The organism is Agreia sp. PsM10, assembly GCF_030433855.1.
GTDB lineage: Bacteria > Actinomycetota > Actinomycetes > Actinomycetales > Microbacteriaceae > Agreia.
Genome location: NZ_JARUXC010000003.1, coordinates 134967 through 161955, shown reverse-complemented (window position 1 = coordinate 161955; position 26989 = coordinate 134967). Strand labels below are relative to the sequence as shown.

At 66.5% G+C, this 26989-nt stretch carries 27 protein-coding genes and 1 pseudogene; 19 read left to right on the top strand and 9 right to left on the bottom strand.

The genetic code is table 11. The features are described from left to right. Nucleotides 1–2: 2 nt before the first annotated feature. Genes QCD70_RS04805 through lnt form a run of 7 tightly spaced genes read left to right on the top strand, consistent with a single transcriptional unit; the run spans nucleotide 3 to nucleotide 7562 of the window. Complete coding sequence (locus QCD70_RS04805) at nucleotides 3–1043, top strand: helix-turn-helix transcriptional regulator (protein ID WP_301214034.1); 1041 nt, start codon at nucleotides 3–5, stop codon at nucleotides 1041–1043. Next, nucleotides 1040–2059 carry a helix-turn-helix transcriptional regulator gene (locus QCD70_RS04800; RefSeq protein WP_301214033.1) on the top strand — a complete coding sequence of 340 codons (1020 nt, stop codon included), beginning with the start codon at nucleotides 1040–1042 and terminating at the stop codon, nucleotides 2057–2059. The genes QCD70_RS04805 and QCD70_RS04800 overlap by 4 nt, the downstream gene beginning before the upstream one ends. A 9-nt stretch (nucleotides 2060–2068) precedes the next feature. Beyond that, nucleotides 2069–2413 (top strand): hypothetical protein, encoded by a 345-nt coding sequence (locus tag QCD70_RS04795; RefSeq protein ID WP_301214032.1) that lies wholly within the window; start codon nucleotides 2069–2071, stop codon nucleotides 2411–2413. After that, complete coding sequence (gene tatA / locus QCD70_RS04790; protein WP_301214031.1) at nucleotides 2403–2663, top strand: Sec-independent protein translocase subunit TatA; 261 nt, start codon at nucleotides 2403–2405, stop codon at nucleotides 2661–2663. The genes QCD70_RS04795 and tatA overlap by 11 nt, the downstream gene beginning before the upstream one ends. Nucleotides 2664–2710: 47 nt before the next feature. Beyond that, a complete protein-coding gene (gene tatC, locus QCD70_RS04785) occupies nucleotides 2711–3463 on the top strand; it encodes a twin-arginine translocase subunit TatC (protein ID WP_301214030.1) in 753 nt (250 codons plus the stop codon). Then, entirely contained in the window at nucleotides 3463–5919 is a 2457-nt protein-coding gene (locus tag QCD70_RS04780; RefSeq protein ID WP_301214029.1) for a DEAD/DEAH box helicase, read from the top strand. The genes tatC and QCD70_RS04780 overlap by 1 nt, the downstream gene beginning before the upstream one ends. Nucleotides 5920–5921: 2 nt before the next feature. Beyond that, nucleotides 5922–7562: an apolipoprotein N-acyltransferase gene (lnt, locus tag QCD70_RS04775; protein WP_301214224.1), complete on the top strand. Its 1641-nt coding sequence runs from the start codon at nucleotides 5922–5924 to the stop codon at nucleotides 7560–7562. A 57-nt stretch (nucleotides 7563–7619) separates the two neighbouring features. Here the strand turns inward: lnt and QCD70_RS04770 are convergent, their stop codons facing one another. From QCD70_RS04770 to QCD70_RS04755, 4 genes are all read right to left on the bottom strand, one after another. Further along, entirely contained in the window at nucleotides 7620–7982 is a 363-nt protein-coding gene (locus QCD70_RS04770) for an RNA polymerase-binding protein RbpA (RefSeq protein ID WP_301214028.1), read from the bottom strand. 103 nt (nucleotides 7983–8085) lie between these two features. Beyond that, complete coding sequence (locus tag QCD70_RS04765; RefSeq protein ID WP_301214027.1) at nucleotides 8086–8832, bottom strand: glycerophosphodiester phosphodiesterase; 747 nt, start codon at nucleotides 8830–8832, stop codon at nucleotides 8086–8088. 34 nt (nucleotides 8833–8866) lie between these two features. Continuing rightward, nucleotides 8867–9754, bottom strand: a complete 888-nt coding sequence (locus QCD70_RS04760; protein WP_441004920.1) for an SPFH domain-containing protein — start codon at nucleotides 9752–9754, stop codon at nucleotides 8867–8869. A gap of 29 nt (nucleotides 9755–9783) precedes the next feature. Then, entirely contained in the window at nucleotides 9784–10257 is a 474-nt protein-coding gene (locus tag QCD70_RS04755) for an NfeD family protein (RefSeq protein WP_301214025.1), read from the bottom strand. Nucleotides 10258–10395: 138 nt separating this feature from the next. On the opposite strand from QCD70_RS04755, the gene QCD70_RS04750 reads away from it, so the two are divergent. The 5 genes from QCD70_RS04750 to QCD70_RS04730 all read left to right on the top strand — a co-directional run bounded on the left by QCD70_RS04750 (nucleotide 10396) and on the right by QCD70_RS04730 (nucleotide 15139). Further along, nucleotides 10396–11136, top strand: coding sequence for an SDR family oxidoreductase (locus tag QCD70_RS04750; RefSeq protein ID WP_301214223.1), 741 nt, complete (start codon nucleotides 10396–10398; stop codon nucleotides 11134–11136). A gap of 22 nt (nucleotides 11137–11158) precedes the next feature. After that, on the top strand, nucleotides 11159–11629 hold the full coding sequence (locus tag QCD70_RS04745) for an NUDIX hydrolase (protein ID WP_301214024.1): 471 nt from the start codon (nucleotides 11159–11161) through the stop codon (nucleotides 11627–11629). 21 nt (nucleotides 11630–11650) lie between these two features. Then, entirely contained in the window at nucleotides 11651–14005 is a 2355-nt protein-coding gene (locus tag QCD70_RS04740) for an excinuclease ABC subunit UvrA (RefSeq protein ID WP_301214023.1), read from the top strand. 412 nt (nucleotides 14006–14417) lie between these two features. After that, nucleotides 14418–14771, top strand: a complete 354-nt coding sequence (locus QCD70_RS04735; RefSeq protein WP_301214022.1) for a VOC family protein — start codon at nucleotides 14418–14420, stop codon at nucleotides 14769–14771. A 128-nt stretch (nucleotides 14772–14899) separates the two neighbouring features. After that, the gene (locus QCD70_RS04730; protein WP_301214021.1) at nucleotides 14900–15139 is read left to right on the top strand and encodes a hypothetical protein; all 240 of its coding nucleotides are present in this window, start codon (nucleotides 14900–14902) and stop codon (nucleotides 15137–15139) included. Between the two features lie 29 nt (nucleotides 15140–15168). On the opposite strand, the gene dhaM is transcribed toward QCD70_RS04730, so the two are convergent. Genes dhaM through dhaK form a run of 3 tightly spaced genes read right to left on the bottom strand, consistent with a single transcriptional unit; the run spans nucleotide 15169 to nucleotide 17511 of the window. After that, entirely contained in the window at nucleotides 15169–15864 is a 696-nt protein-coding gene (dhaM, locus tag QCD70_RS04725) for a dihydroxyacetone kinase phosphoryl donor subunit DhaM (RefSeq protein WP_301214020.1), read from the bottom strand. Between the two features lies 1 nt (nucleotide 15865). Next, the gene (gene dhaL, locus QCD70_RS04720; protein WP_301214019.1) at nucleotides 15866–16504 is read right to left on the bottom strand and encodes a dihydroxyacetone kinase subunit DhaL; all 639 of its coding nucleotides are present in this window, start codon (nucleotides 16502–16504) and stop codon (nucleotides 15866–15868) included. Nucleotides 16505–16509: 5 nt separating this feature from the next. Then, nucleotides 16510–17511 carry a dihydroxyacetone kinase subunit DhaK gene (gene dhaK, locus QCD70_RS04715; protein WP_301214018.1) on the bottom strand — a complete coding sequence of 334 codons (1002 nt, stop codon included), beginning with the start codon at nucleotides 17509–17511 and terminating at the stop codon, nucleotides 16510–16512. A gap of 237 nt (nucleotides 17512–17748) precedes the next feature. Between dhaK and QCD70_RS04710 the strand changes: the two genes are divergently transcribed. Both QCD70_RS04710 and glpK read left to right on the top strand, forming a co-directional pair. Beyond that, nucleotides 17749–18510, top strand: coding sequence for an MIP/aquaporin family protein (locus tag QCD70_RS04710; RefSeq protein ID WP_441004912.1), 762 nt, complete (start codon nucleotides 17749–17751; stop codon nucleotides 18508–18510). 83 nt (nucleotides 18511–18593) lie between these two features. Beyond that, the gene (gene glpK, locus QCD70_RS04705; RefSeq protein ID WP_301214016.1) at nucleotides 18594–20108 is read left to right on the top strand and encodes a glycerol kinase GlpK; all 1515 of its coding nucleotides are present in this window, start codon (nucleotides 18594–18596) and stop codon (nucleotides 20106–20108) included. 1 nt (nucleotide 20109) lies between these two features. On the opposite strand, the gene trpD is transcribed toward glpK, so the two are convergent. Next, the gene (trpD, locus tag QCD70_RS04700) at nucleotides 20110–21162 is read right to left on the bottom strand and encodes an anthranilate phosphoribosyltransferase (RefSeq protein WP_301214015.1); all 1053 of its coding nucleotides are present in this window, start codon (nucleotides 21160–21162) and stop codon (nucleotides 20110–20112) included. Between the two features lie 65 nt (nucleotides 21163–21227). On the opposite strand from trpD, the gene ctaE reads away from it, so the two are divergent. From ctaE to QCD70_RS04675, 5 genes and pseudogenes are all read left to right on the top strand, one after another. Continuing rightward, entirely contained in the window at nucleotides 21228–21896 is a 669-nt protein-coding gene (gene ctaE, locus QCD70_RS04695) for an aa3-type cytochrome oxidase subunit III (RefSeq protein ID WP_301214014.1), read from the top strand. A 64-nt stretch (nucleotides 21897–21960) separates the two neighbouring features. Beyond that, complete coding sequence (gene qcrC / locus QCD70_RS04690; RefSeq protein WP_301214013.1) at nucleotides 21961–22749, top strand: cytochrome bc1 complex diheme cytochrome c subunit; 789 nt, start codon at nucleotides 21961–21963, stop codon at nucleotides 22747–22749. A 90-nt stretch (nucleotides 22750–22839) separates the two neighbouring features. Next, nucleotides 22840–23916 (top strand): cytochrome bc1 complex Rieske iron-sulfur subunit, encoded by a 1077-nt coding sequence (gene qcrA / locus QCD70_RS04685; RefSeq protein WP_301214012.1) that lies wholly within the window; start codon nucleotides 22840–22842, stop codon nucleotides 23914–23916. Then, complete coding sequence (qcrB, locus tag QCD70_RS04680; RefSeq protein WP_055950070.1) at nucleotides 23913–25562, top strand: cytochrome bc1 complex cytochrome b subunit; 1650 nt, start codon at nucleotides 23913–23915, stop codon at nucleotides 25560–25562. The genes qcrA and qcrB overlap by 4 nt, the downstream gene beginning before the upstream one ends. Nucleotides 25563–25905: 343 nt before the next feature. After that, nucleotides 25906–26424: pseudogene (locus tag QCD70_RS04675) on the top strand (preprotein translocase subunit SecA); the annotation flags it as partial. Nucleotides 26425–26571: 147 nt separating this feature from the next. On the opposite strand, the gene QCD70_RS04670 reads toward QCD70_RS04675, so the two are convergent. Continuing rightward, nucleotides 26572–26988: a cytochrome c oxidase subunit 4 gene (locus QCD70_RS04670; protein WP_301214010.1), complete on the bottom strand. Its 417-nt coding sequence runs from the start codon at nucleotides 26986–26988 to the stop codon at nucleotides 26572–26574. Nucleotide 26989: the final 1 nt, after the last annotated feature.

The following is a 26989-nucleotide window of genomic DNA, read 5'->3' as shown; positions in this document are numbered from 1 at the left end:
CCGTGCCCGAGTCCTCCCCATCGATCCCGTCGAGCGACGTCTCCGCCTCCGCAGTCGCGGTGGAGGAGCGGCTCTTCAGCCTCGTGCTGGCCCTGGTGTCCACTGAGATCGGACTCACCAAGGCCGAGATCCTGGGTGCCGTGCAGGGTTACCGGCAGAAGTTCGTGCCCGGTGGCGACAACTCGAGTCTCGAGCGGCAGTTCGAACGCGACAAAGACGACATCCGCGAACTCGGCGTGCCGCTGGAGACCCTCGAGTCGCCGACCGATCCGGGCAACAACCAGGCTCTCCGCTATCGCATCTCCAAGGGCGACTACGACCTTCCCGCCGACATCTCCTTCACGCCCGAGGAGACCACCCTGCTGAATCTGGCTGCCATGGTCTGGCGGGAGGGCTCGCTCTCGGGGGAGTCCCGCAGGGCCCTGCTCAAACTGAGATCCCTGGGCACGGAGGGCAGCCAGCAGCTCATCGGCTACGCCCCGCGCATCCGCACCCGCGATGCCGCCTTCGGCCCCCTGACCGATGCCCTCGACAAGGCCGTGCTCGTTCGGTTCAGCTATCTCAAGCCGGGCGAGCTGAACGCCCGCGAGAGACTCGTCGCTCCGGCGGCCGTCGTGCAGCACCAGGGCCGGTGGTATCTGCAGGCGTTCGACCAGAAGGCGGATGCGCCGCGCACCTTCCTCCTGTCGAGGATCGTCGGTCCGGTGGTCGTCACACGCACGCCGTCGCCGCAGTCGGCCTCGGCGACGGCCGGCGACGACGCCCTCGCCGAACTCGACGAGATCTGGCGCACCCACGTCGCGCACGTCTCGGTGCGGCCCGGCACCGATGCCGAATCCCGTCTCGGCAAGCGGCGGGGCAGCATCCGGAACCCCGACGGAACGATCGCGCTGCACTACACCGATCTCGCCGTGCTGGCCGACGACCTCGCCGCCTTCGGACCCGAGGTGGTCGTGATCTCCCCGGCGGGTCTCGTCACGGCCGTCCGCGACCGGCTCGCCGCCATCATCGCGAGCCACCCAGACGATATGGATGCCGTATGAGCGGCGACCAGAACGCCCCCGGCGGCTTCCACCACGCCCAGGACAAGCTGACCTTCCTGCTCTCGCTCGTTCCCTACCTGATCCAGCAGACCCAGGTGAGCGTGAGCGACGCCGCCCGGCACTTCGGAGTCTCACAGCAGACGATCCGCGAGGCGGTCCTGCTGATCGCCGTCTCCGGCGTGCCGGGAAGCGACAGCAACTACCAGCACGGCGATCTCTTCGACATCGACTGGGACGCCTTCGACGAGAACGAGATCATCATCACGCAGCTCGTGGCAATTGACGACTCGCCGCGGTTCTCCGCACGCGAGGCGTCGGCGCTCATCGCCGGGCTGCAGTATCTCCAGTCCTTGCCCGAGAACGTCGACTCCGCCGCGTATTCGAGCCTCGCCGCGAAGCTGGCCCGGGGCGCATCCGAGGCACCGAGCCAGGTGATCGTCTCGCCGGCGGCGACGAACGACTCCTTCGCCCGCATCGGCGACGCTCTGTCGCGAGGAATGCAGCTCGAGTTCGACTACCGCGATTCGAAGGGCCAGTCGGAGCATCGACGCGTCGACCCGCTGCGCCTCGACTCCGACGACGACGACTGGTACCTGCGGGCCTGGGATCACTCGCGCGAGTCGGTTCGCACGTTCCGGCTCGACCGGCTCGACGGCCTGAACGTCACCGACCTGCCCATCGAGCATCGGCCGTCCGACGTGGCCCTGTCCGACTCTCTCTTCGACACCTCGGGCGAGCACACGACCGTCGTCCTCGAATTCCGGCCCGAGGCGCTCGGCCTGCTGGGAGAGTTCGTGCCCGAGGGCACCCGGGTGACCCGCGTGGGCGAGCTGAGCCGGGCATCCGTCCGCGTCGCCCATTTCCACGGCCTCACGCGGCTCGTCGCCGGGCTCGCGGGAGTCGCCCGCGTGGTCGACCCGCCCGAGGCTCGACGTGCCGTGCGGCAATGGGCCGTCGACGCCCGCGCGGCGTATCCCGCCGCACCCGGCGAGCACCCCACGATCGCGAACGCGTAGGCTGTCACGATGCAGTGGTGGTCGTGGATCGTGATCTGGCTCGTTCTGGCGCTGGCGCTCGTGGGCACGATCGGGTACTTCGGGTGGCGTCTCTTCCGCAAAGGGATCGCGGTCGTCGAGGAACTGGAACGACTGACCGACAAGATCGATCTTCTGCAGCGCAACGTCGACGAACTCGCATCGGACTCACCACCGAACGCCATTCTCGACGGCTACTCGGCGGTGGCGAACCGGCGGGATCGCGAGAGGGACCGGCGGGCGACCATGCGGCAGCTTCGCAGGGACACCCGCCTGGCGCGGGGTAGACTGATCACCGCACCACACGCCTGGGAAGGACGGACCGATGCTCGGTAACGCATTTGGGTGGCCTCACCTACTCATCATTCTCGTCGTCGTCGTTCTGCTCTTCGGTGCTCCGAAGCTCCCGGGTCTCGCACGCAGCCTCGGCCAGTCGATGCGCATCTTCCGCAGCGAGGTCAAGACGATGAAAGACGAGAACGCGTCTCCGTCCGACGCTGCCGCGTCCGACTCCTCAGCACAGGCCGCGCCGGTCGCCGACCAGACGCCGAGCGTCGTCTCGCCTGAGTCCAAGCCAAAGCCATAGGCACGGTGGCCGCCCGATCACAGCGGCGTGCCAATCGCGAGGGGCGCATGTCTCTCGGCGCGCATCTCCTCGAGTTACGCAAGAGACTCTTCATCGCCGCCATCGGCATCGTGCTCGGTGCCGTCGCGGGCTGGTTCCTCTCCGACCTCGTGCTCGACGCGATCCGCGGCCCGATCACCGAGATCGGCGAGCAGCAGGGCCGGGTCGCCAGCATCAACTGGGACAACATCGGCGGGGCATTCGACCTCAAGGTGCAGATCGCGTTGACGATCGGCTTCGTCGTCTCGTCGCCCGTCTGGCTCTACCAGATCTGGGCGTTCCTCGTGCCCGGGCTCACCCGGCGCGAGAAGGTCTACAGCGTCGGATTCCTCGGGGCGTCGATTCCCCTGTTCCTCGCCGGCTGCGTCGCCGGGTGGTATGTACTGCCCCACATCGTCGTACTCCTCGCGAGCTTCGCCCCGTCTGAAGACACGAACCTGATCACGGCACGGGGCTATTACGACTTCGTGCTCAAGCTGGTGCTCGCGGTCGGAATCGCGTTCGTCCTCCCCGTCTTCCTCGTGCTGCTCAACTTCGTCGGAGTGCTCAGCGCGTCATCGATCATCAAGTCCTGGCGCATCGCGATCCTGGCGATCGTGCTCTTCACCGCCATCGCCACGCCGGCCGCCGACCCCACGGCGATGATCCTCCTCGCGATCCCCATGGTCGTTCTCTACTTCGCCGCCTACGGCGTCGCGTGGATCCACGACTGGCGGGTCGCCCGGGCCGCCGATCGCCTCGAAACCGAATTGGCCGCCTGATGCCCGCATCCGATCCCGCCACCCTGTCGCCCTCCGAACGCTATGCGCGCAGTCGCGCGAGAGGGGGTCGGCCCCTGCTCGACGCGTTCGCCGCGCAGAAGAACTTCGGCCTCGACTCCTTCCAGCTCGAGGCCTGCGGCGCTCTCGAGGGCGGCGACAGCGTGCTCGTCGCCGCGCCCACCGGCGCCGGCAAGACGGTCGTGGCGGAGTTCGCGGTGTTCCTGGCGATGCAGCAGAAGAGGGCGAAGGTCTTCTACACGGCGCCCATCAAGGCGCTGAGCAACCAGAAGTTCCAGGAGTTCACCGCGGAGTACGGTCCGGAGAGCGTCGGACTGCTCACCGGAGACACGAACATCAACGCCTCCGCGCGCATCGTGGTGATGACCACCGAGGTGCTGCGCAACATGATCTACGCCGACTCCGATCTGCTCACCGACCTGGCCTACGTCGTGATGGACGAGGTGCACTACCTCGCCGACCGATTCCGCGGGGCGGTGTGGGAAGAGGTGATCATCCACCTGTCCTCCGACGTGCGGCTCGTATCGCTCAGCGCGACTGTCTCGAACGCCGAGGAGTTCGGCGACTGGCTGCAGGCGGTCCGCGGCGAGACCTCGGTCATCGTGTCGGAGGAGAGGCCGGTTCCCCTCGACCAGCACGTGATGGTGCGCAGCAAACTGATCGACCTGTTCGACGCCACAGGCAAGGCGGCGACGAACAGGGTGAATCCCGAGCTCCTGCGCATCGCGCGCAACTCGATGCCCCAGGGATCGAATCGGCGGGGTGGCTCGCGCGACCGGCGCGGCGGCGGCTCGTACCATCGCGGGGGTGCGGCACAGGAACGTGCCGACCGGCCCGAGGTCATCGAGATGCTCGACCGGCAGAATCTGCTGCCGGCGATCTTCTTCGTGTTCTCGAGGGTCGGATGCGATCAGGCCGTCAAGCAGGTGCTGCGGGCCGGCATCCGGCTCACCACGTCCGACGAGCGAGACGAGATCCGCGACATCGTGGAGGATCGCTGCCGCACGATCCTCGACGAGGATCTGGCCGTGCTCGGCTACTGGGAATGGCTCGAGGGCCTCCAGCGCGGCGTGGCCGCCCATCACGCCGGTCTTCTTCCCGCCTTCAAGGAGGTCGTCGAAGAACTGTTCCAGAAGAAGCTGGTGAAGGTCGTCTTCGCGACCGAGACCCTGGCCCTCGGCATCAACATGCCTGCACGAACCGTGGTCCTCGAGAAGCTCGAGAAGTTCAATGGCGAAGCACGGGTGCCCATCACGCCGGGGGAGTACACGCAGCTCACCGGTCGGGCGGGCCGCCGGGGAATCGACGTGGAGGGACACTCCGTCATCCAGTGGCGAGAAGGGCTCGACCCGCAGGCGATCGCCTCACTGGCGTCGAGGCGCAGCTACCCCCTCAACTCGAGCTTCCGACCCACGTACAACATGGCCGTCAACCTCATCGAGCAGTTCGGTCGCGCCAGAACGCGCGAGAGCCTCGAATCCTCGTTCGCGCAATTCCAGGCCGACAGGGCGGTCGTCGATCTCGCCCGCAAGCTCCGCTCACAAGAGGAGTCGCTCGCGGGCTACGCGCGATCGATGGCCTGCGACCGGGGCGACTTCTCGGAGTACGCGGCGCTCAGACGCGAGATCACCGATCTCGAGCGCTCGGGAGCCGGCCGCGCCGACAGCCAATCCCGGGCCGATCGGGATGCCAGGGCCAAGAAGATCAACGATCTCCGTCGTCGACTCAAGGTGCATCCCGTGCACTCGTGCCCCGACCGCGAGCAGCACGCACGCTGGGCCGAGCGGTGGTGGCGCCTGAAGAAAGAGACCGACCGCCTCGCGCAGCAGATCAGCACACGGACCGGAGCCATCTCCAAGGTCTTCGACCGTGTCACCGATGTGCTCGTCGAGCTCGGGTACCTGTCGGAGCAGGACGACGGAGAGATGACCCTGACGCCGACGGGGCGAACGCTGAAGCGCATCTACGGCGAACGAGACCTGCTGGTGGCCGAGTGCCTGCGCAGACAGGCCTGGAAAGACCTCGACGCGGCCGGACTCGCCGCCATCGCCTGCGCCCTGGTGTACGAGCCGCGCAGGGAGGAGAACGAGGGGGCCGATCGGTTCCTTCCCCGTGGAACGTTCCGGGCAGCGCTCGAGTCGACCCGACACATCCTCGATTCGCTTCAGGAGCTCGAGGCGAGGCATCGACTGCCCGAGGGCGCTCCGCTCTCCACCGGGCTCAGCCTGGCCATGCACCAGTGGGCCCGCGGCGCCCGCCTCGACGACGTGCTGGTCGACGCCGACATGCAGGCGGGAGACTTCGTTCGCTGGACGAAGCAGACCATCGACCTGCTCGACCAGCTCCAGGGCCAGCCGGACGCCCGGATCGCCCGCGCGGCCCGCGACGCACTCGACCTGATCCGCCGCGGCATCGTGGCCTATTCGTCGGTGGCGTGAGCATGGTCGTCGAGCTGAGCCCGCCGAACGTCGCCGCGCACCCCGCAGCGCCATCGTCTCGCCCCCGACCCGGGGGCAGCGCATCCGTTCGCCTGCCCGGGCCGTCGTCCATCCCGAGCGAGCGCGCGCGCCCGATCATGCCGTACTGGCTCGCCCTCCTCACGGCGGCGGCCGGGGGAGTAGCTCTCGACACGGGTTTCCCCGACAAGGACGTCTGGCCGGTCACGTTCCTGGGAATCGGGCTCGTGCTCGTCTCCCTGATCGGTCGGCGTCTCTGGGGTGCACTGCTGATCGGCCTCGTCGGCGGCTTCTCCTTCTGGGGCGTGCACATCTTCTGGCTCACGCTGTACCTCGGGCCTATCCCGTGGCTGGCTCTGGCGATTCTGCAGTCGCTCTTCTTCGCCGTCGGGGCAGCGCTGATCGCCGTGGTCTACGGTCGTGCGTCGATCACCTGGCCGGGCGCCGGCATCCGGCTTCTGATGCTGCCCGTCGTGGTCGCCGGACTCTGGACGGCCAGGGAGGCCCTCACGGCCGTCTGGCCCGAGGGCGGATTCTCGTGGGGACGCGTGGTCTTCTCCCAGTCCGAGAGCCCCTATGCGTCGCTGGTCGGCTGGATCGGATTCTCCGGACTCTCGTTCGTGATGGTCTGGCTCGTCGCATTCCTCGTCGAACTCGCGCGCACGCCCGGAGTCCTCGCGAGGACTCGAGTCCTGTGGGCAGCCGTGGCCGTTGTCGCCACACTCGCGGTGCCCGCCTGGTACGCGCCGACCGAGGGCACGTCGCGCATCGCCGCGGTGCAGGGCAACACCGACGCGTCGCTGTTCTCCGAGCGTGCCGCCGGCGACGTGCTGAGCGACCAGACCGCCGAGACCTTGAAGATCATCGATCAGAGGGTCGACATGGTCGTGTGGCCCGAGAACGGCTCGGACCTCGACCCCGCCCGATCGCAATTGGCGGCCGATCAGCTCGACTACCTGAGCGAGGCCATGAATGCGCCGTTCATCGTCGGCACGATCACGAACCCGTCCGAGGACACCTATTTCAACACCTCGCTGCTCTGGAAGGCCGGCAGCGGTTCGGTCGACCACTACGACAAGCGACACCCCGTTCCGTTCGCCGAGTACATGCCCGCGCGCGCAATCTTCCGAGCGATCGTTCCCGACCTGGTCGACCTCGTGACACGCGACTACTCGAAGGGAACCACCGACACCGTCTTCGACATCAACGGCGTGATCGCGGGAATCTCCATCTGCTTCGACATCACCGACGACGCGGTCGCCCGCGAGATGATGGGCGACGGGGCCCAGGTGATCCTCGCCCAGACGAACAACGCCGACTTCGGCAAGACCGACGAGAACCTGCAGCAGTTGGCGATCGCCCGCCTCCGTGCCGTCGAGACAGGGCGCAGCGTCGTGAACATCTCCACGGTGGGCACCAGCGCGATCATCGCCCCGGACGGTTCGACGATCGCATCGGTCGCCCCCTACGAGGCCGGATCGATGATCGCGGACGTTCCGCTCGCGACCCGGACCAGCCCGGCGACACTTCTGGGCGCGGGCATCGAACTCCTCGTGTCTGGGCTGGGCCTCGCGGGCCTGGTGCTCTCGCTGGCCACCGCCGCCGCACGACGCCGGGTCAACTGACAAGCGCCCCGTGTCAGCTGTCGCTGACCGGGGCGCTGAATCGTGCCGTGATGAGTACTAGGCGTTGACCTTATGGCCACGGCGGGCACGAAGGTAGGTGAGCCGCTCCTCGAGGAGCTCCTCGAGCTCTGCACGGGTGCGACGCTCGAGCAGCATGTCCCAGTGGCTTCGCGGCGTCTTGGACTCCGCGTGCTCGACGACGACGGGCTCAGACCCGACCATGCGTGTGGCTTCCATGCTGCAGTACTTGCACTCCCAGGTGTCGGGAGCCTCGGCCTCTGCGGAGAACACCATGTCGGTGTCTTTTCCGCAGGAGGAACAGTGATACGTGTGGGTCAAGCGCGGGGAGAAGACGACGCCTTCTTCGGTCTGGAGGCTTTGGCCTCCGAGTCTCATTCCGCGCAAGCTGCGATCCGCCATTGTGTGGTCCTTTCTCGCGTTGCTTACACCGTTATAAACCCCAGAACAGGGGTAATTCTTCCCAGCCGGAGCTTTACCAGAACTCTCCCAGAGAGTCTGCAGGTCAGGCGGGCGGAACCGGCGAGCGGTCTTCGGCCGTGCTTCGCACGACGTCGAGTGCGAGGTCGCATCTGTCGGTGACGATGCCGTCGACGCCCATCGCGAGGAGCCGTCGTATCTCGTCGGGGTCGTTGATGGTCCACACGTGCATCTCGACACCTCGGCGGTGAAGCGCTCGCACGACGCGCGGCGTCGCGATCGAGAGCCGGCCGCGCCTCGGGGGGACCTGCACGGCGTCGACGCCACCGACAACCCAGGGGGCGAGCCCGAGCACACCGAGCTTCGCCAGAGCGAGGATGGCGACGAAGCGAGGGGCGCTGGCCGAGTTCGCGACCCCCGGGAGGAGATCGAGTGCCACAGCCCGGCGGCTGGCCGAGAACGACGTCACGAGCACACGACCAGTGGCGCCCGCCTCGATCACGGCGCGCGCGATCGCGACTCCCGCGCGCTGCGACTTGACGTCGATGTTGAACCGCGCCTGCGGAAAGGCTCTCAGGGCGTCGAGGAGCGTCGGCATGCGATGGCCGTCGCCCAGGTCGACCTTCTGCAACTCATCGGTTGTCATATTCGCGACCTCGGCGTCGATGCCGGCGACTCGCAGCAGACTCGGATCGTGCGCGATCATCGCCACGCCGTCGCGGGATGCGTGAACGTCCGTCTCGATGTAGATCGCCCCTCGACGCAGCGCGGCGTCGAACGCCGCGAGCGTGTTCTCGGGCGCGTCAAGGGCGAGTCCTCGATGCGCCAGCACCCGCGGAGCGGGCGGCGAGAACCACTCGCCGCGGTCAGCTGGTCGGTGTCGTCGGGCCACGGTCGCCGAATGCCTGCCCTATTCCTTTGAGCGCCTCGGTGAGTTCGCTCGGGATGATCCAGAGCTTGTTCGCCGAACCCTCCGCGAGTTTGGGGAGGGTCTGCAGGTATTGATAGGCGAGGAGCAGTTGGTCGGGCTCACCCTGGTGGATCGCCCCGAACACGGTGGTGATGGCCTCGGCCTCGCCCTTCGCGCGCAGCACGGCCGCCTGGGCGTCGCCCTCGGCACGAAGGATCTCGCCCTGTCGGTGACCCTCTGCCTCGAGGATCGCGGACTGCTTCGTGCCCTCGGCGGTGAGGATGACGGCGCGACGCTCACGCTCGGCGCGCATCTGCTTCTCCATCGAATCCTGGATCGACAGGGGAGGATCGATCGCCTTCAGCTCGACCCGTCCGACTCGGATGCCCCACTTTCCCGTGGCCTCGTCGAGCACGATGCGCAGCTGCCCGTTGATCTCGTCGCGGCTGGTGAGCGCCTGTTCGAGATTGAGGCCACCGACCACGTTGCGCAATGTGGTGGTTGCAAGCTGTTCGACCGCCCCGAGATAGTTGGCGATCTCGTAGGTGGCCGCGCGGGCGTCGGTGACCTGGAAGAACACCACCGTGTCGATCGACACGACGAGGTTGTCCTCGGTGATCACGGGCTGCGGTGGGAACGACACGACCTGCTCGCGCAGGTCGATGAGGGGACGGAGCCGGTCGATGAAGGGCACGAGCACCCGAAGGCCCGGCTCGAGGGTCTTGTGATAGGCGCCGAGCCGCTCCACGACTCCGGCCGTGGCCTGAGGGATGATGCGGATCGAGCGGGCGAGGATCACCAGAACGAAGATGACGATCACCACGATGATCGCGATCACCACGATCTGTCCGACGATGGAGGAATCCGAACCGGTCACAGCGCTGTCCTTTCTGCGGGGACCACGAATGCCGTGGCGCCGTCGATGGCGGTCACGAGCACCCTCTGACCGAGGTCGACATCCGCCGCGTCGGTGATGGGGGAGACCCGAGCCGTCCAGATGTCTCCATTGGAGAGCTTGACGTGACCGCCGCCCTTCGTGAGCCGCGTCGTGACGATGCCCTCGAGCCCGATGAGCGCATCCACGTTGCTCTTCGTGGGGTCGCCGCCCCGCCGAAGAGCCCGGAGCAACGGAGGGCGGATGGTGAAGATGAGGAGAAGCGAGATCGCAGCCGCGATCACGATCTGCAAGAACCAGGGAACCCCGACGAGGCTGGAGACGAGACCGCCGACGCTGCCCAGAGCGATCATGAGGAACGTGAATTCGAGACTGAACATCTCGACGATGAGAAAGACCAGCACCAGGGCCAGCCAGATCGTCCACGCGTAGGACGCCAGGAATTCGACCATCTGTACACGACTCCTCTCGTCGATGTATTCCTCAAAACTACCAGCAACGCCTGAGTGCATGACCCTGACTTGGTAGTCTCGGGAGCCAGAGTCAAAGGAGCACCGAGAGTGTCAACAAACCCCCTGCAACCCGAATCCATGGCCGCGAAGCGCGTGCTCGTCACCGGCTCATCGCGTGGAATCGGCGCCGACACCGTGTCGTACTTCGCCGCGGCCGGCGCCCGGGTCGCCATCAACTTCCGCAATAAAGAGGCGCGAGCCCTCAAGCTGGCAGCGAAGATCGCCGAGTCCGGGGGAGAGGCCATCACGGTCGGAGCCGATCTCACCGACCCCTCCTCGGTCGCCCAGCTGTTCGAGCGCATCCAGTCCGAGTTCGGCGGACTCGACGTTCTCGTCCTGAACGCCTCGGGGGGCATGGAGGGCGGCATGGCCGCCGACTACGCCATGACGCTCAACCGCGATGCCCAGCTCAACGTGCTCACGAGCGCCGTGCCCCTGCTCGCCCCGGGCTCACGAGTCGTCTTCGTCACCAGCCACCAGGCGCACTTCATCCACACGACCGAGACCATGCCGGAGTACGTTCCGGTGGCCCTGTCGAAGCGTGCAGGGGAGGACGCGCTCCGCGCACTCATCCCCGAGCTCGACGAGAAGGGCATCGAGTTCGTCGTCGTCTCGGGAGACATGATCGAGGGAACGATCACGGCCACCCTCCTCGAGCGAGCGAATCCGGGCGCGATCAGTTCGCGCAAGGAGTCGGCCGGCCGCCTGTACAACGTGGGGGAGTTCGCCGCCGAGGTCGCACTCGCCGCCGTCGAGCCGATTCCCGTGAATCACACGCGGTACGTCGGCGACATCAGCGACTTCACGCCCGTCGACTGAGATCCAGAACGAACCGGCCGGCATGAGCGTGCACGCCACGACCACCGACGTCGTCTATGCGAAGTCACGAGTGCTTCTCGTCGACCAGTACGACCACGTGCTGCTCATGCTGACCCGCCACGACGTCGACGGCTATCCGGCCAGGTGGCTGACGACGGGCGGGCACCTCGAGCCGGGCGAAGACCATCGCACGGCCGCCGTGCGCGAACTCTTCGAGGAGACAGGCCTCGTCATCGACGATCCGGGAGCACCGTTCTCGACCCGCGACTTCGTGGCCGAACGGGCTCCCGGCGTCTGGGCCGCGCACCACGAGGCGTGGTACTCCTTCCGCACCCGGCGATTCGAGGTCGATTCGACGAGGTGGACGCCCGAGGAGAAGGTAGACATCATCGACCAGCGGTGGTGGAGCCTGCGCGAGCTCGAGACGACCGCCGACCCGGTCGAACCCGAGAACCTCGCTCGGCTCCTGCGCGGCCAGCTCGCATCCTGCTGACTGTTCGACGAGAGGGAATCCATGAGCACGGCAGCCGACAACCACGACCGCATCCGTGTGCAGGGTGCCCGCGAGAACAACCTGAAGGATGTCAGCGTCGACATCCCGAAACGACGCCTCACCGTCTTCACCGGTGTCTCGGGGTCGGGCAAGAGCTCCCTGGTGTTCGCCACGATCGCCGCCGAGTCGCAACGCATGATCAATGAGACCTACAGCGCATTCCTGCAGGGATTCATGCCGACGCTCGCCCGTCCCTACGTCGACGTGCTCGAGGGCGTGACGACCGCGATCATCGTCGACCAGGAACGCATGGGGGCAAACTCGCGCTCGACCGTCGGAACGGCGACCGATACGAACGCGATGCTGAGGATCGTCTTCAGCAGACTGGGCCAGCCCCACCTCGGCTCGCCACAGGCATTCGCTTTCAACGTTCCCTCGGTCAGCGGCGCCGGCGCCGTCACGATGGAGAAGGGCGGGCGAGAGGTCAGAGAACGCCGCAGTTTCACGGTCACCGGGGGCATGTGCCCCCGCTGCGAGGGCATGGGCAAGGTCAACGACATCGACCTCACCCAGCTCTACGACGACAGCAAATCGCTCAACGAGGGCGCCCTGACCATTCCGGGATACACGGCAGACGGGTGGGGAGTACGCATCTTCACGGGCTCCGGATTCCTCGACGCCGACAAGGCGATCCGCGACTACACGACGAAGGAGCTCGACGACTTCCTCTATCACGAGCCCGTCAAGATCAAGGTCGGCGACATCAACATGACCTACGAGGGACTCGTCCCCAAGGTACAGAAGTCGTTCCTGTCGAAGGACCGGGAGGCGATGCAGCCCCACATCCGGGCCTTCGTCGACCGGGCAGTCACTTTCACGACCTGTCCGGAGTGTTCGGGCACGCGTCTCAACGAGGGCGCGCGCTCCTCCCGCATCGGCGAGATCAACATCGCCGATGCCTGTGCCATGCAGATCAGCGATCTCGCCGAATGGGTGCGCACGATCGACGAGCCGTCGGTCGCGCCCCTGCTGAGCGCCCTGCAGCACACGCTCGACTCCTTCGTCGAGATCGGACTGGGATACCTCTCGCTCGATCGACCCGCGGGCACGCTCTCGGGCGGCGAGGCGCAGCGCACGAAGATGATCCGGCACCTGGGCTCTTCCCTGACCGACGTCACCTATGTCTTCGACGAGCCGACCATCGGTCTGCACCCCCACGACATCCAGAGCATGAACGGCCTCCTCCTGCAACTGCGCGACAAGGGCAACACCGTTCTCGTCGTCGAACACAAGCCCGAGACGATCGCCATCGCCGACCACATCGTCGACCTCGGGCCGCGCGCGGGCACCGCGGGAGGCGAGGTCTGTTTCGAGGGCACCGTCGACGGGCTGCGGGGGAGCGGCACCCTGACCGGCATCCATTTCGACGACCGGCACACCCTCAAGAAGACCGTGCGAACGCGCACCGGTGCCCTGCAGATCCGCGGGGCGCGAACGCACAACCTGCGCGACGTCGACGTCGACGTTCCCACCGGCATCCTCACCGTCGTCACGGGCGTCGCGGGCTCGGGCAAGAGCTCGCTCATCCACGGCTCGATCGCGGGTCGTGACGGCGTCGTCTCGGTCGACCAGGGCGCCATCCGAGGGTCCCGTCGCAGCAACCCGGCGACATACACGGGACTGCTCGAACCCATCCGCAAGGCGTTCGCCAAGGCGAACGGCGTCAAACCCGCCCTGTTCAGTGCGAATTCGGAAGGGGCCTGTCCGAACTGCAACGGCTCCGGCGTGATCGTCACCGACCTCGGCATGATGGCCTCCGTCACCACCACCTGCGAGGTATGCGAGGGCCGTCGTTTCGACGCCTCGGTGCTCGACTACCACCTGAACGGGCGCGACATCAGCGAGGTCCTCGGCATGAGCGTCGACGAGGCGCTGCTGTATTTCTCGACCGGCGACTCGCGCACGCCGGCCGCCCAGTCGATCCTGGAGCGTCTGGCAGACGTCGGCCTGGGGTACATCCGTCTCGGACAGCCCTTGAACACGCTCTCCGGCGGAGAGAGGCAACGCCTGAAGCTTGCCACCCACATGTCGGAGCAGGGCGGCGTCTACATCCTCGACGAGCCGACCACCGGGCTTCATCTCGCCGACGTCGAACAGTTGCTCGGCCTTCTCGACCGGCTGGTCGACTCAGGAAAGTCGGTGATCGTCATCGAGCACCACCAGGCGGTCATGGCTCACGCCGACTGGATCATCGACATCGGGCCCGGCGCCGGCCACGACGGAGGCACCGTGGTCTTCGAAGGAACTCCGTCCGACCTCGTCGACGCACGATCGACCCTGACCGGCGAATACCTGGCACGGTACGTGGGTGCCTGAGCGTCGTTCGTGACAACGAGTCTGTTCTGGCCCGGTTGTGATTATGTCAAGAGATTTCACGGTGACGAGCCAGAGCCACGGATGCGCGACGGTCGTCGTGCAGGCCCGTCACCAGATGAGCGCATCGCACAGCCATAGAGTTTCAGCCATCGACTCGCCACCCGGAGCAGCCTGCGCCGGAGCGCACAGAGTCACCGTGCAGAGACCATCGGGCGACCGGCTCGGGCCGGCTCGCAGTCGCTGATCGACCCCGCTCCGCCGCCTCCACCAAATGTCCGATAATGCACATTATGTCAACACACCCGCGCGCCGCGCCCGGCGCTGCCTAGCCGGTGCCGACATCCGCGCCTTTCGACAGGGTGAGGGAACAGGCCTCTTTACACAACTCCATTCTCGGCGGCAGGATGTCGGCATGGAGCGAGTTCTGGGCGTCGGCGGAGTGTTCATGCGTTCGTCGGATCCCGACGCCTTGTCCGCCTGGTACCGCGACAATCTCGGAATCGGCACCGACCCGTCGGACCCGTGGCAGCAGCAGGCAGGGCCCACGATTCTCGCGACGTTCGATCGCACAAGCGACTACCTCGGATCCCCCTCGCAGCAGATGATGCTGAACTTCCGCGTCGCCGACCTCGACGCGATGCTCGAGCAGCTCCGCTCCGCGGGAGCGGAGGTCGACCCTCGCACCGAGACGATGGACGGGGTCGGTCGGTTCGGCTGGGTCGTCGATCCGGAGGGCAATCGCATCGAGCTGTGGCAGGCCGCCTGACTCCTCTCCCCCGCCGTTGCGGTGCGCCGTCTGACGAATGCGCCGTCATGATCGGCACGGACGCCCGTCTAGGTCAGTGAGGGATCTTCACCGCCTCGGTGGTCCCCGGGCGCTCTGGAGGTCGGTTCATGTCGGCATGGGGATCGTTCGACGTCGTCTTCGCCGCTCTGTCGTCGAGCGCCGCCTGCTTCGCCCTCGCGCTCGCGCTGCTCGCCTCGATCCTGGCGTGGTCGTCGAGCATGACCCGTAGAACGGAACTGCTTCTCAGCCGATCGATCTGGGGGTGCGTGACGATCGGCTGCGCCTTCGTCGCGGTCGCCAGCCTCGTCGTCCTCATCGGTCCGACAACGGTCGATGTCTCCTCGTAGAGGCGCACCCGACGTAGTGCACAGAGTGACTACGACTCGCCGAAACCCGACTCCACGAGCTCGGCCAGCGCATCCACAGCGGCCCTGCCGTCGGGGCTCGGCGTCGACAATTCGACCGATCGGCCCTTGACGAGCCCCATCGACATGATGCCCAGCAGGCTTCGTGCATCCGCCCCGTTGACCGTGACCGGAACCCCGAGCGAATTGGCCAGCTTCACGAACTCGGCGGCCGGCCGGGCGTGCAGCCCGTCGGTGTTCACGATGGTCACGCTGCGGGAATACCCCGATGTCGTCTCGTCGGCGACCGGATGCGGGTCGCCGGCAGCGAACGCGCCGATCGCAGACCGGGCGGCGGCCACCACCGCGCCGAGGTCGGCGCCCGACTCGGCCTCGACGGATGCGGCGACGGCACCCTCGACGAGCGGGGCGTCCACGATCACCACGCGATCGCGCACGTCATCGTCGAGGAAGTCCTTCGCCGTCTCGGCCGTGAGGATGGCCGAGCCCAGGTCGCACAGTACGACGACACCCTCCCCCGAGTCGACCGAGGCGATGGCCTCCCCGACTCGCTCGAAGCTCGTGCCGATTCCGCCCTCGTCCGTGCCTCCGGCGGCTGCCATCGCCGTGGTCCCGGCCATCTGCTGCGCGAGTTCGACCAGCCCCTCCGCGATCTTGGAGCTGTGCGAGACGAAGACCAACCCGACCTTGCCGGCCACCGGCGCCATATCAGGCGTCCGTCGCCGTGTCCGCGGCGGCACGGAGCAGCAGGGCCGAGGACTGAGCACCGGGATCGCGATGCCCGATGGCCCTCTCCCCCAGGTAGCTCGCCCGACCCTTGTGCGCTACGAGCGGCTCCGTGGCCCGGGCGCCGCCCTCCGCCGCCGTCGCGGCGGCGTCGAGGATTCCTGCTTCGTCCGAGCCGTTCGACAGGGCGGCCGCGGCCGCGTCGACGGCGGGCGTCCAGGCATCCACCATGGTCTTGTCGCCCGGGGCGGCCTTGCCTCGCAGGACGACGCCGTCACGAGCGGCCGTGAGCAGGGCCACGATCGCCGCGCCGTCGAGCTCGGCCTGTCCGGCGATCGCACCTGCCGCCTTCAGGTACGCGGTGCCGTACAGCGGGCCTGCCGCACCGCCCACGGTCGAGATCAGCGTCGTCGCGACGAGCTTGAGCGCATCCGCCGGCGTGGCATCGTCGGCCAGATCGTCGAGCTTCGGCAGAACGGCCGAGAACCCCCGATCGAGATTCTCTCCGTGGTCACCGTCGCCGATGTCGCGGTCGAGCGTGATGAGCTCGACCCGGTGCTCGGAGATGACGGCGGCACTCGCCCTGATCCAGCGAACGGCCCATGCCGTGTCCAACGTCATGTCGTCTACCTTCCCCACCGCAGGGCGGCGGTCTGCACGGGTGCGTCCCAGAGCTGCTCGAGCTCGTCGTCGAGCCTCATGACGGTGATGCTCATGCCCTGCATCTCGAGCGAGGTCACGAAGTTGCCGACGAGTGTGCGCGAGACGGTGATGCCGCGCTCGGCCAGCGCTTCGGCGGCGCGACGGAAGACGATATAGAGCTCCACCTGCGGAGTGCCGCCCAGTCCGTTGACGAAGAGGAGAACCCGGTCTCCCGACGCGAAGGGCAGGTCGTCGACGATCGGTGCGAGGATCCTGTCGACGATCGCGTCTGCGGGCTCGATCTTGATGCGCTCGCGCCCGGGCTCGCCGTGGATGCCGATGCCGATCTCGATCTCATCATCGGCCAGCGTGAAGCTCGGCTCCCCCGCATGCGGAACGACGCACGGAGTCAGGGCGACTCCCATCGACCTCGTCACCGAGTTGACCCGTGTCGCGATCGCGGCGACCGAGGCGAGGTCGTCGCCGCGCTCCGCCGCCGCGCCCGCGATCTTCTCCACGAGAACGGTGCCCGCGACACCGCGCCGCCCCGCCGTGTACAGCGAATCCTTGACCGCGACGTCGTCGTCGACGATCACGGTCTGCACGTCGATGCCATCCGCGGCGGCGAGGTCTGCTGCCGTCTCGAAGTTGAGCACGTCTCCGGTGTAGTTCTTGACGATGTGCAGCACGCCCGCTCCCCCATCGACGGCCTTCGTGGCCGCGAGGATGGGATCAGGAGTCGGCGAGGTGAACACGGGGCCGGGAACGGCGGCGTCGAGCATGCCGAAGCCGACGAAACCGCCGTGCAGCGGCTCGTGCCCGCTTCCGCCGCCGCTGACAAGGGCGACCTTGCCCTGTCGCGGCGCATCCTTGCGGGCGATGTAGATGGGATCGTGCGAGACCGCGACCAGGTCGCCGTGGGCGGCCTCGAATCCGGCGACCGCTTCTTCGACCACGCGACGCGGATCGTTGATGAGTTTCTTCATGAGTGGCAATCCTCTTTGATGGTGCCGTGCGACCTGGGCCTGGAACGGCTCAGGGAGCCGCGCGGGAGCGCAGCTCGCACTGCCAAATCTACTTGTTCGCCCGAGTTCCACGGAAGTGTCTGGACTTTTGCCCGCCAGACCATATGCGCCGCAGATCCCTGCGGATATGGTGTAGTCAACCGCTTGATGTGGGGTTCTGCACAAGGTGACATAGACGTCACACGAAGGAAGGTCGACGTGGACAATCTCGGAGTTGTATTTCTCGCTGAACTGGTAGGCACGGCCCTGCTCGTTCTTCTCGGTTGCGGCGTCGTCGCCAACGTGGCGCTCGTGAAGAACAAGGGTTTCAATGGCGGGTTCCTGATGGTGAACATCGGGTGGGGCTTCGCCGTGTTCTCGGGTGTGATCGTGTCGTACAACAGTGGTGCGCACCTGAACCCCGCCGTCACCCTCGGCCTCGTCGCGAACGGCGCGACCGAGTTCGGCTCCGGCGTTCCCGTGAACATCGTGTCGATCCTCACCTACATCGCCGCCCAGCTGCTGGGTGCGATCATCGGCGCCGTGTTCGTCTGGCTCGCCTACAAGCAGCACTTCGACGAAGAGCCCGACGCGGCCAACAAGCTCGGCGTGTTCTCCACCGGACCGGCGATCCGCTCCTACGGGTGGAACTTCCTGACCGAGGTCATCGGCACGTTCGTGCTGGTGTTCGTGGTCATCGGCTTCGGGGGCGGCAGGCAGGGTGAGGGCGGCCTCGCAGCCCTGGGTGCTCTTCCCGTGGCGATCCTCGTGATCGCGATCGGCGCATCCCTTGGTGGCCCGACCGGGTACGCCATCAACCCGGCCCGTGACCTCGGCCCGCGCATTGCGCACTTCATCCTCCCGATCAAGGGCAAGGGCTCCTCCGACTGGTCCTACTCCTGGGTCCCGGTCCTCGGCCCCATCGTCGGAGGCGTCCTGGCCGGCTTCGCCGCCGTGCCCCTCCTCCCCATCCTCACCTGACACACAGCGGGCCCGCACATGATCGTGACGGGCCCGCTCTCGTGTCACCCACGAACCTCAGGACTCAACAAAGGAGTTAGACAATGACGGACTACATTCTCGCGATCGACCAGGGAACGACCAGCACCAGGGCGATCGTCTTCGACCACTCGGGCTCGATCGTCTCGACCGGCCAACTCGAGCACGAGCAGATCTTCCCGAAGGCGGGCTGGGTCGAGCACAACCCCAAAGAGATCTGGGACAACACGCGTGAGGTCATCGGCCAGGCGCTGTCGAAGGCCAACATCACGCGCCACAACATCAAGGCCGTGGGCATCACGAACCAGCGCGAGACCGCGGTGGTATGGGACAAGAACACGGGCGAACCCATCTACAACGCCATCGTCTGGCAGGACACCCGCACGCAGGAGATCGTCGACCGCTTCGCCGCCGACGGCGGGGTCGACCGGTTCAAGGACATCGTCGGACTCCCCCTGTCGACGTACTTCGCCGGAACAAAGATCGTCTGGATCCTCGAGAACGTCGAAGGCGCCCGTGAGCGCGCTGAAGCCGGGGACCTGCTGTTCGGCACGACCGACAGCTGGGTCACCTGGAATCTGACCGGCGGCGTCGACGGCGGCGTGCACATCACCGACGTCACGAACGCCAGCCGCACCCTCTTCCTCAACCTCGAGACGCTCGAGTGGGACGACGACATCCTTGCGGTGTTCAACGTGCCGAAGTCGATGCTTCCCGAGGTGAAGAGCTCGTCGGAGACGTACGGGCTCGTCCACGACTCCAGTCTGCTGCGCGAGGTACCCGTCGCCGGAATCCTGGGCGACCAGCAGGCCGCCACGTTCGGCCAGGCCGCCTTCGACAAGGGCGAGGCGAAGAACACCTACGGCACGGGAAACTTCCTGATCTTCAACACCGGCACCGACATCGTCAAGAGCGAGAACGGCCTGCTCACCACCATCGGCTACAAGCTCGGCGACGGCGAGACCCACTACGCCCTCGAAGGCTCCATCGCCGTCACCGGATCGCTCATCCAGTGGCTGCGCGACAACCTCGGAATCATCTCCTCGGCACCCGAGGTGGAGGCGCTGGCAGACACGGTCGACGACAACGGCGGCGCGTACTTCGTGCCGGCCTTCTCCGGCCTCTTCGCGCCGCACTGGCGATCGGATGCCCGGGGCGCGCTGGTCGGACTGACCCGGTACGTGAACAAGGGCCATATCGCCCGCGCCGCCATCGAGGCGATCGCCTTCCAGACACGCGAGGTTCTGGACGCCGTGAACGCCGACTCGGGTGTGCCCCTCACGGAGCTCAAGGTCGACGGCGGAGCATCCGCCAATGACCGTCTGATGCAGTTCCAGGCCGACATCCTCGACGTGCCCGTCGTGCGACCGGTCGTGGCCGAGACCACGGCGCTGGGCGCGGCCTACGCGGCCGGCCTGGCCGTCGGCTTCTGGTCGACCCTCGACGAACTGCGCGACAACTGGCAGGAGGACAAGCGCTGGACTCCGAGCATGGACGCGGCAGAGCGAGACCGCCTGCTGCGCAACTGGAAGAAGGCCGTCACGAAGACCCTCGACTGGGTCGACGAAGACACCCAGTGAGTCAGTGACGCGTGGCTTCGGCCCACGCGTCGAGAGTGGCCGTCGCCGCACCGGAATCGATCGTCCGGGCGGCGACGGCCATTTTCTCGCGCAGGCGCTCGACGATCGGCCGCCGTCCCTGCTCCGGATCCGAGGCGAGGTCGAAGGCCACGAGACCCGCGGCGGCGTTCAGCAGCACGATGTCCCTCACGGGGCCCACCTCCCCCTGGAGGACGCGGCGTGCGATGTCGGCGTTGTGCTCGGCGTCGCCGCCGAGCAGATCGCCGATCTGCGCACGGGCGATGCCGAGGTCACGAGGATCGAGGTCATGCTCGACGACCGCTCCGAGAGAGACCTCCCAGATGTGGCTGTGACCTGTCGTGGTCAGCTCGTCGAGCCCGTCGTCGCCGCGGAAGACGAGAGCGGTGGCGCCGCGCGTCTGGAAAACGCCCACGAAGATCGGCACGCGATCGAGTTGCGCCACCCCCACAGCGGATGCCTCGGGTCGCGCGGGATTGCACAGCGGGCCCAGGTAGTTGAAGACGGTGGGCACGCCCAGCTCCCGTCTCACATTGGCGACGTTGCCGAACCCGGGGTGGAACTTCGAGGCGAACGCGAACGTGATTCCCGCCTCGTCGAGGACCTCTGCCGTTCGCACATTGGTGATGTCGAGGTCGACGCCGAGGGCCTGCAGCACGTCGGAGGATCCCGACTTCGAGCTGGCTGCGCGGTTCCCGTGCTTGACCACCGGCACGCCCGACGCGGCCGCGACGATCGACGCCATGGTGGAGACGTTCACCGTGCCGTGCCTGTCTCCCCCGGTTCCGACGATGTCGAGCGCCATCGGGTCGACGTCGAGGCTGACGGCATGATCGAGAACCGCATCACGGAATCCGACGATCTCGTCGACCGTCTCCCCCTTGGCCCTGAGGGCGATGAGGAATGCGGCGAGTTGCGCGTCGGACGCCTGACCCGTCATCACCTGGTCCATCGCCCACGATGCCTCGGAGACCGAGAGGTCGTCCCGGGCGAGAAGCGAGGAAAGGATTTCGGACCAGGACTGTGAGTACGCCATATCCCGATTCTAAAGGCCGAACGCCTGCCGGCCGGGTGTCAATGGGCTGCGCCACTCACACCCAAATGCAAAAACCCTGTGCTGATATCGGACATAATGGAGAAGTGACGAGCAGCTCCCTGACCCAGACTTCGAGTGCCCCGCTGATCCAACGACCGAACGTCGTGGCAGTGGGCACAATCGTGTGGCTCGGAAGCGAGGTGATGTTCTTCGCCGGCCTCTTCGCCATCTACTTCACGCTCCGCAGCACCTCCGGTCCGCTGTGGGAGAGCGAGTCGAGCGTGCTCAACGTTCCATTCTCGCTGGTGAACACGATCATCCTCGTGGCGAGTTCGTTCACCTGCCAGGCGGGAGTGTTCGCCGCAGAGCGTCTCCAGGCGCGCGCCACCGGATGGCAGCCGAACAGGTGGGGCACCACCGAGTGGTTCTTCCTGACCTACCTCCTCGGTGCGATCTTCGTGTCGGGCCAGATCTTCGAGTACGCGACGCTGGTGTCCGAGGGCATCTCCATCAGCTCCAGCGCATACGGCTCCGCGTTCTACCTCACCACCGGTTTCCACGGCCTCCACGTCACCGGCGGCCTCATCGCATTCCTGCTCGTGATCGGCCGCATCTTCGCCGTCAAGAACATGGGGCACCGCGAGGCGACGAGCGCCATCGTCGTGTCGTACTACTGGCACTTCGTCGACGTGGTCTGGATCGGCCTGTTCCTCGTCATCTACGTGCTGAAATAGATCAACCGGCCCCCACCCGAACCCCGGTCGACGCATCAAGAGAGTTGTGAGAAGAGTGAAGAGAATGGCCCGAAAAGGCAGCACGGCGAACAGACGTCATCCCATGGCGACCGTTGCCCTGATCGCAATCGGACTCCTGTTCACGGGCGGTGGATACGCGCTGTTCAGCAGCACGGCCACGGCCGAGACGAGCACCGCCTCTCAGACCACCATCGACGAGGGCAAGAAGCTCTTCGCCGCGAACTGCGCCAGCTGCCACGGACTCGACCTTCAGGGCACGGGCGAAGGCCCCAGCCTCCTCGGAGTCGGTGCGGCCTCGGTCGACTTCCAGGTGGGAACAGGACGCATGCCGATGGCCATGCAGGGTCCGCAGGCCATGGAGAAGGCACCGCAGTTCACCGCCGAAGACACCGAAGCGCTCGCCGCCTACGTCGCCTCCCTCTCCCCCGGCCCCGCCGTTCCAGACGACAGCCTGCTCGACGCCGAGGGCGATGCCACGAACGGTGCCGAACTGTTCCGCATCAACTGCGCCATGTGCCACAACGTCGCCGGAGCCGGTGGAGCACTCACCGAGGGCAAGTTCGCCCCCGCGCTGACCGGCGTCGCCGCCGTGCACATCTACGAGGCCATGGTCACCGGTCCTCAGAACATGCCCGTCTTCAACGACAAGAACCTGTCACCCGAAGACAAGCGCGATGTCATCACGTACCTCAAGTACCTCGAGAAGAACCCGTCCCCGGGCGGATACGAACTCGGCAGCCTCGGCCCCGTGGCCGAGGGACTCTTCGTGTGGATCTTCGGCCTGGGTGCCATCGTCGCCCTGACCGTCTGGCTCACGGCGAAGTCCAACTAGTCCGGCGGCCCTGCCGCTCACACATTCTTCACCGAGGCGAGGACGTTCCCGACAGGGACTTCCTCGAAGAAAAGCTCGAAAGGCAATCACATGGCACATGACGATCTGAGCGGCAAGGACATCACCGCTGTTTCGTCGGCTGACGTCTCGCACGAGACGGCAGCTCCTGGCACGGCCGTCGTCCCCTCCGAGACGTTCGAGAACCCGGGCTTCCCGGCTCACCGTCCGCGCGTGACCGACACCGACCCGAAGGCCGAGAAGAAGGCCGAACGACAGGTCTACACGTTCTTCTACCTCTCGATCGTCGGAAGCATCTTCGCCATCGCGTCGTACATGGCCTTCCCCATCGAAGACGGCGACACCGGAGCCCTGCGGCTGCACACGATGATGCTCGGCATCGGTATCGTTCTCGCCCTCTTCGGCCTCGGTCTCGGCGCCGTGCACTGGTCGAAGAGCCTCATGGCGAACCACGAGGGCATCGACCAGCGTCACGCCGTGCGTGGCAGCGAGGAGACGCGCGCCCGTGCCGTCGAGATCTTCAAGGAAGCCAATGAGGAGTCGGGCTTCGGCCGCCGCACCCTGGTTCGCAACACGCTCCTCGGCGCTCTCGTCGCCTTCCCCCTCCCCGCGGTCGTGCTCTTCCGTGGATGGGGCCCTCAGGACGAGAATCCTGTCGAACTGCTCGAGCACACGATGTGGGAGAAGGGCGCCCGCCTGACACTCGACCCGTCCGGCCTGCCGATCAAGGCATCCGACGTCACGCTCGGGTCTGCGTTCCATGTCATCCCCGAAGGACTGAACGAGTCCGAGCACCGTCTCGAGGAGAAGGCCAAGGCCTCCGTGCTGCTGATGCGCCTCGACCCGGCCAAGCTCAAGGAGAGCCCGGAGCGCGCGGGCTGGTCGTACGACGGCATCGTCGCCTATTCGAAGATCTGCACGCACGTCGGATGCCCCGTCGCGCTGTACGAGCAGCAGACGCACCACCTGCTGTGCCCCTGCCACCAGTCGACTTTCGACGTCACCGAAGAGTGCAAGGTCATCTTCGGACCGGCGAAGCGCGCACTGCCGCAGCTGCCGATCGCCGTGGACGGCGAAGGCTACCTGATCGCCCAGAGCGATTTCCACGAACCCGTCGGCCCGAGCTTCTGGGAGCGATCTTCATCATGAGTACAGTGACCACGCCGGAGACGGCACCAGCACCAGCCGCAGCGCCGACACGGCCGTCCGCGCCGCGCAGCACCTCCAGCCGCTTCACCGAGGCCGCTGCGAACTACATCGACGAGCGCACCAGCATCTCAGGCGTCGTCAAGGAGTTCGGTCGCAAGATCTTCCCCGACCACTGGTCGTTCATGCTCGGCGAGGTCGCCCTCTACAGCTTCGTCGTCATCCTCCTAACGGGAACGTTCCTCACGTTCTTCTTCCAGGCATCCATGGCCGAGGTCGTCTACAACGGCTCCTACGTTCCGCTCAAGGGCGTCGAGATGTCCACGGCCATGTCGTCGACGCTGAACATCTCGTTCGACGTGCGCGGTGGTCTGCTGATCCGCCAGATTCACCACTGGGCGGCCCTGACCTTCATCGCGGCCATCGGCATCCACATGCTCCGCATCTACTTCACGGGCGCCTTCCGCAAGCCGCGTGAGCTGAACTGGGTCATCGGGTTCATCCTCTTCATCCTGGCGCTGGCCGAGGGCTTCACCGGCTACTCGCTTCCCGACGACCTGCTCTCCGGAAACGGCCTGCGCATCATCGACGGCCTCATCAAGGGACTGCCCGTCGTCGGCACCTGGATCTCCTTCCTGCTCTTCGGTGGCGAGTTCCCGGGAACCGACATCGTCGGCCGACTGTATTCGCTGCACATCCTCCTGCTGCCCGCGATCCTCGCCGTCATGCTCGCGCTCCACCTCGTCTTCGTCGTCGTGCACAAGCACACGCAGTGGTCGGGCCCGGGCCAGACGAAGGACAACGTCGTCGGCTCCCCCATCCTGCCGATGTTCGCGGCCAAGGCCGGCGGATTCTTCTTCATCGTCTTCGGCGTGATCGCGCTCATGGGAACGTTCTTCACGATCAACCCGATCTGGAACTACGGCCCCTACGACCCGTCGCCCGTCTCTGCGGGAACGCAGCCCGACTGGTACATCGGCTTCGCCGACGGCGCCCTGCGTCTGATGCCGCCCGGACTCGAGTTCGAGCTCTGGGATCGCACCTGGTCGTTCAACATCATCATCCCCGTGCTCATCCTCGGCGGCTTCATCGTCGCCGTGCTGGTGTACCCGTTCATCGAGGCGTGGATCACCGGCGACAAGCGGGAGCACCACCTGCTCGACCGTCCCCGCAACGCGCCGACCCGTACCGCCATCGGTGTCGCCGGCGTGCTGTTCTACGCGGCCCTCTGGGGTGCTGCGAGCTCCGACATCATCGCCACGCACTTCCAGCTGTCGATCGAAGGTGTCATCCACGTCAACCAGGCGCTCCTCATCCTCGGACCGATCATCGGTTACCTGGTCACGAAGCGCGTCTGCCTCGCCCTCCAGAAGAAGGACCGCGAGATCGCCCTCCACGGCTTCGAGTCGGGTCGCATCGTGCGTCTGCCCGGTGGAGAGTACATCGAGGTCCACCAGCCGGTCGACGAGTACGAGCGGTGGAAGCTCATCGACTACAACGACTACCAGCCGCTCATGATTCGCCCGAACGCCCGCGGTCAGATCACGGCCGTCCAGCGCTTCCGCGCCGGCCTGTCACGGTGGTTCTTCGAAGACCGCATCGCGCCGGTCAGCCCGAAGGAGCTCGAGAGCGGCAGCGGCCACCACTAGATCCGCTCGCGTAAGAGATCAGAAACGGTCCTCCCTTCGGGGAGGGCCGTTTCTGTCGTTATCCATACGGGAGGGTTCGAACGTAAGATCGCAGCGTCGCGATTTCGATTACATGATCGATGGTGACTCCATCAACTTGATCGAGAACGGCCGAGGCCGTATCGCCCATCTCCGACGCTGGCCCGACGGGCCTGCACGCGGCGGTCGAGGCCAAAGAACACCTCAGCGTCAGTCCGCAGGCACCGACCGAATGTCCGCGTCCATGCACCCGGCCGGGTCTTCCTGACGGTGGAGGAGAAACTCGCAGCCCTGGTCGACGACATAGCGGAGCGACGACGAGGCCGCCATCGTCGCGCGCGCCGGCGAGATCGGCGCCGTGACCATCTCCACCCTGATGTCGGGCAGGGGCACCGGCACCCGTCTGGGAGGCGTGGACGGGCGCGACCACGACGAGGTGGTCGGCAGAGGCGGATTGGCGGTCATCGCAGCCGGACGTTACGCCTCCCGTCGTCTCGACGCCCAGCTCCGCGGTCGATCAGCGCGCCAGGACGACCCGGCATCCAGCAGCACCTACGCAAGCCTTCGGGACGAACTCGTGCAGAGCAACTCCCCCGCCTACATTCTGGCCGAGATCGATCGGCACGGTGGAGACCTGCCTGCGCTTCGGCGCCGGCGGATCGCCGACACGTCCCAGGACATTGCCCAAAGCATCCGACTCGACAGGCACCGTGCGACCTTGGCCTACAGCCGCGCCATCTCCGCTCAGCGACGCGCGGTCCTCGCGCGACGCAGCGAGCTCTTCGCCGACGAACATGCGGCTACGCCACCGACGACCCGTTCGGAACGACAGGCGACCGGATGACGAGAGAACTCAGAAGGCTCTGACCACGCACAGTTCTCAGAACCGACTGACGACAGACGGACTGAGCAGCGCGTGAACAAGCGCGCTCGTACGACGAAGGGCCCGTCTCGACGATGCGAGACGGGCCCTGAGACCGTGCGTGGCGGACTAGCGGGCGAAGTACCCGCGGTAGTACTCGTACACCCAGCCGACGATCGCGACGAGCACGAGAGCGACTCCGATGAACGTGATCCACGTGCCCACGGCGAAACCGAGAAGCATGAGAGAGGCAGACCCGGCGAGGATGACGGGCCACCAGCTCCACGGGCTGTAGAAGCCCATCTCGGGGTCGCCGTCGTCGATGTCGGAGTCGAGGCGGTCCTCCGGAAGATCTCCGCCCTGCGCGCTGTACACGCGCCCCAGGTAGAAGGCGAGGAAGGCCGCAAGCATGCCGGCCAGGCCGATGCCGAGCGCACCGACCCACTCGACGTTGCCCGTGTCGATGATGCTCCAGAAGACGTAGACACCCGCGAGGAGGACGCAGAAGACCGCCAGGATCCAGAAGAGGTTCTTATTGGCTCTCATG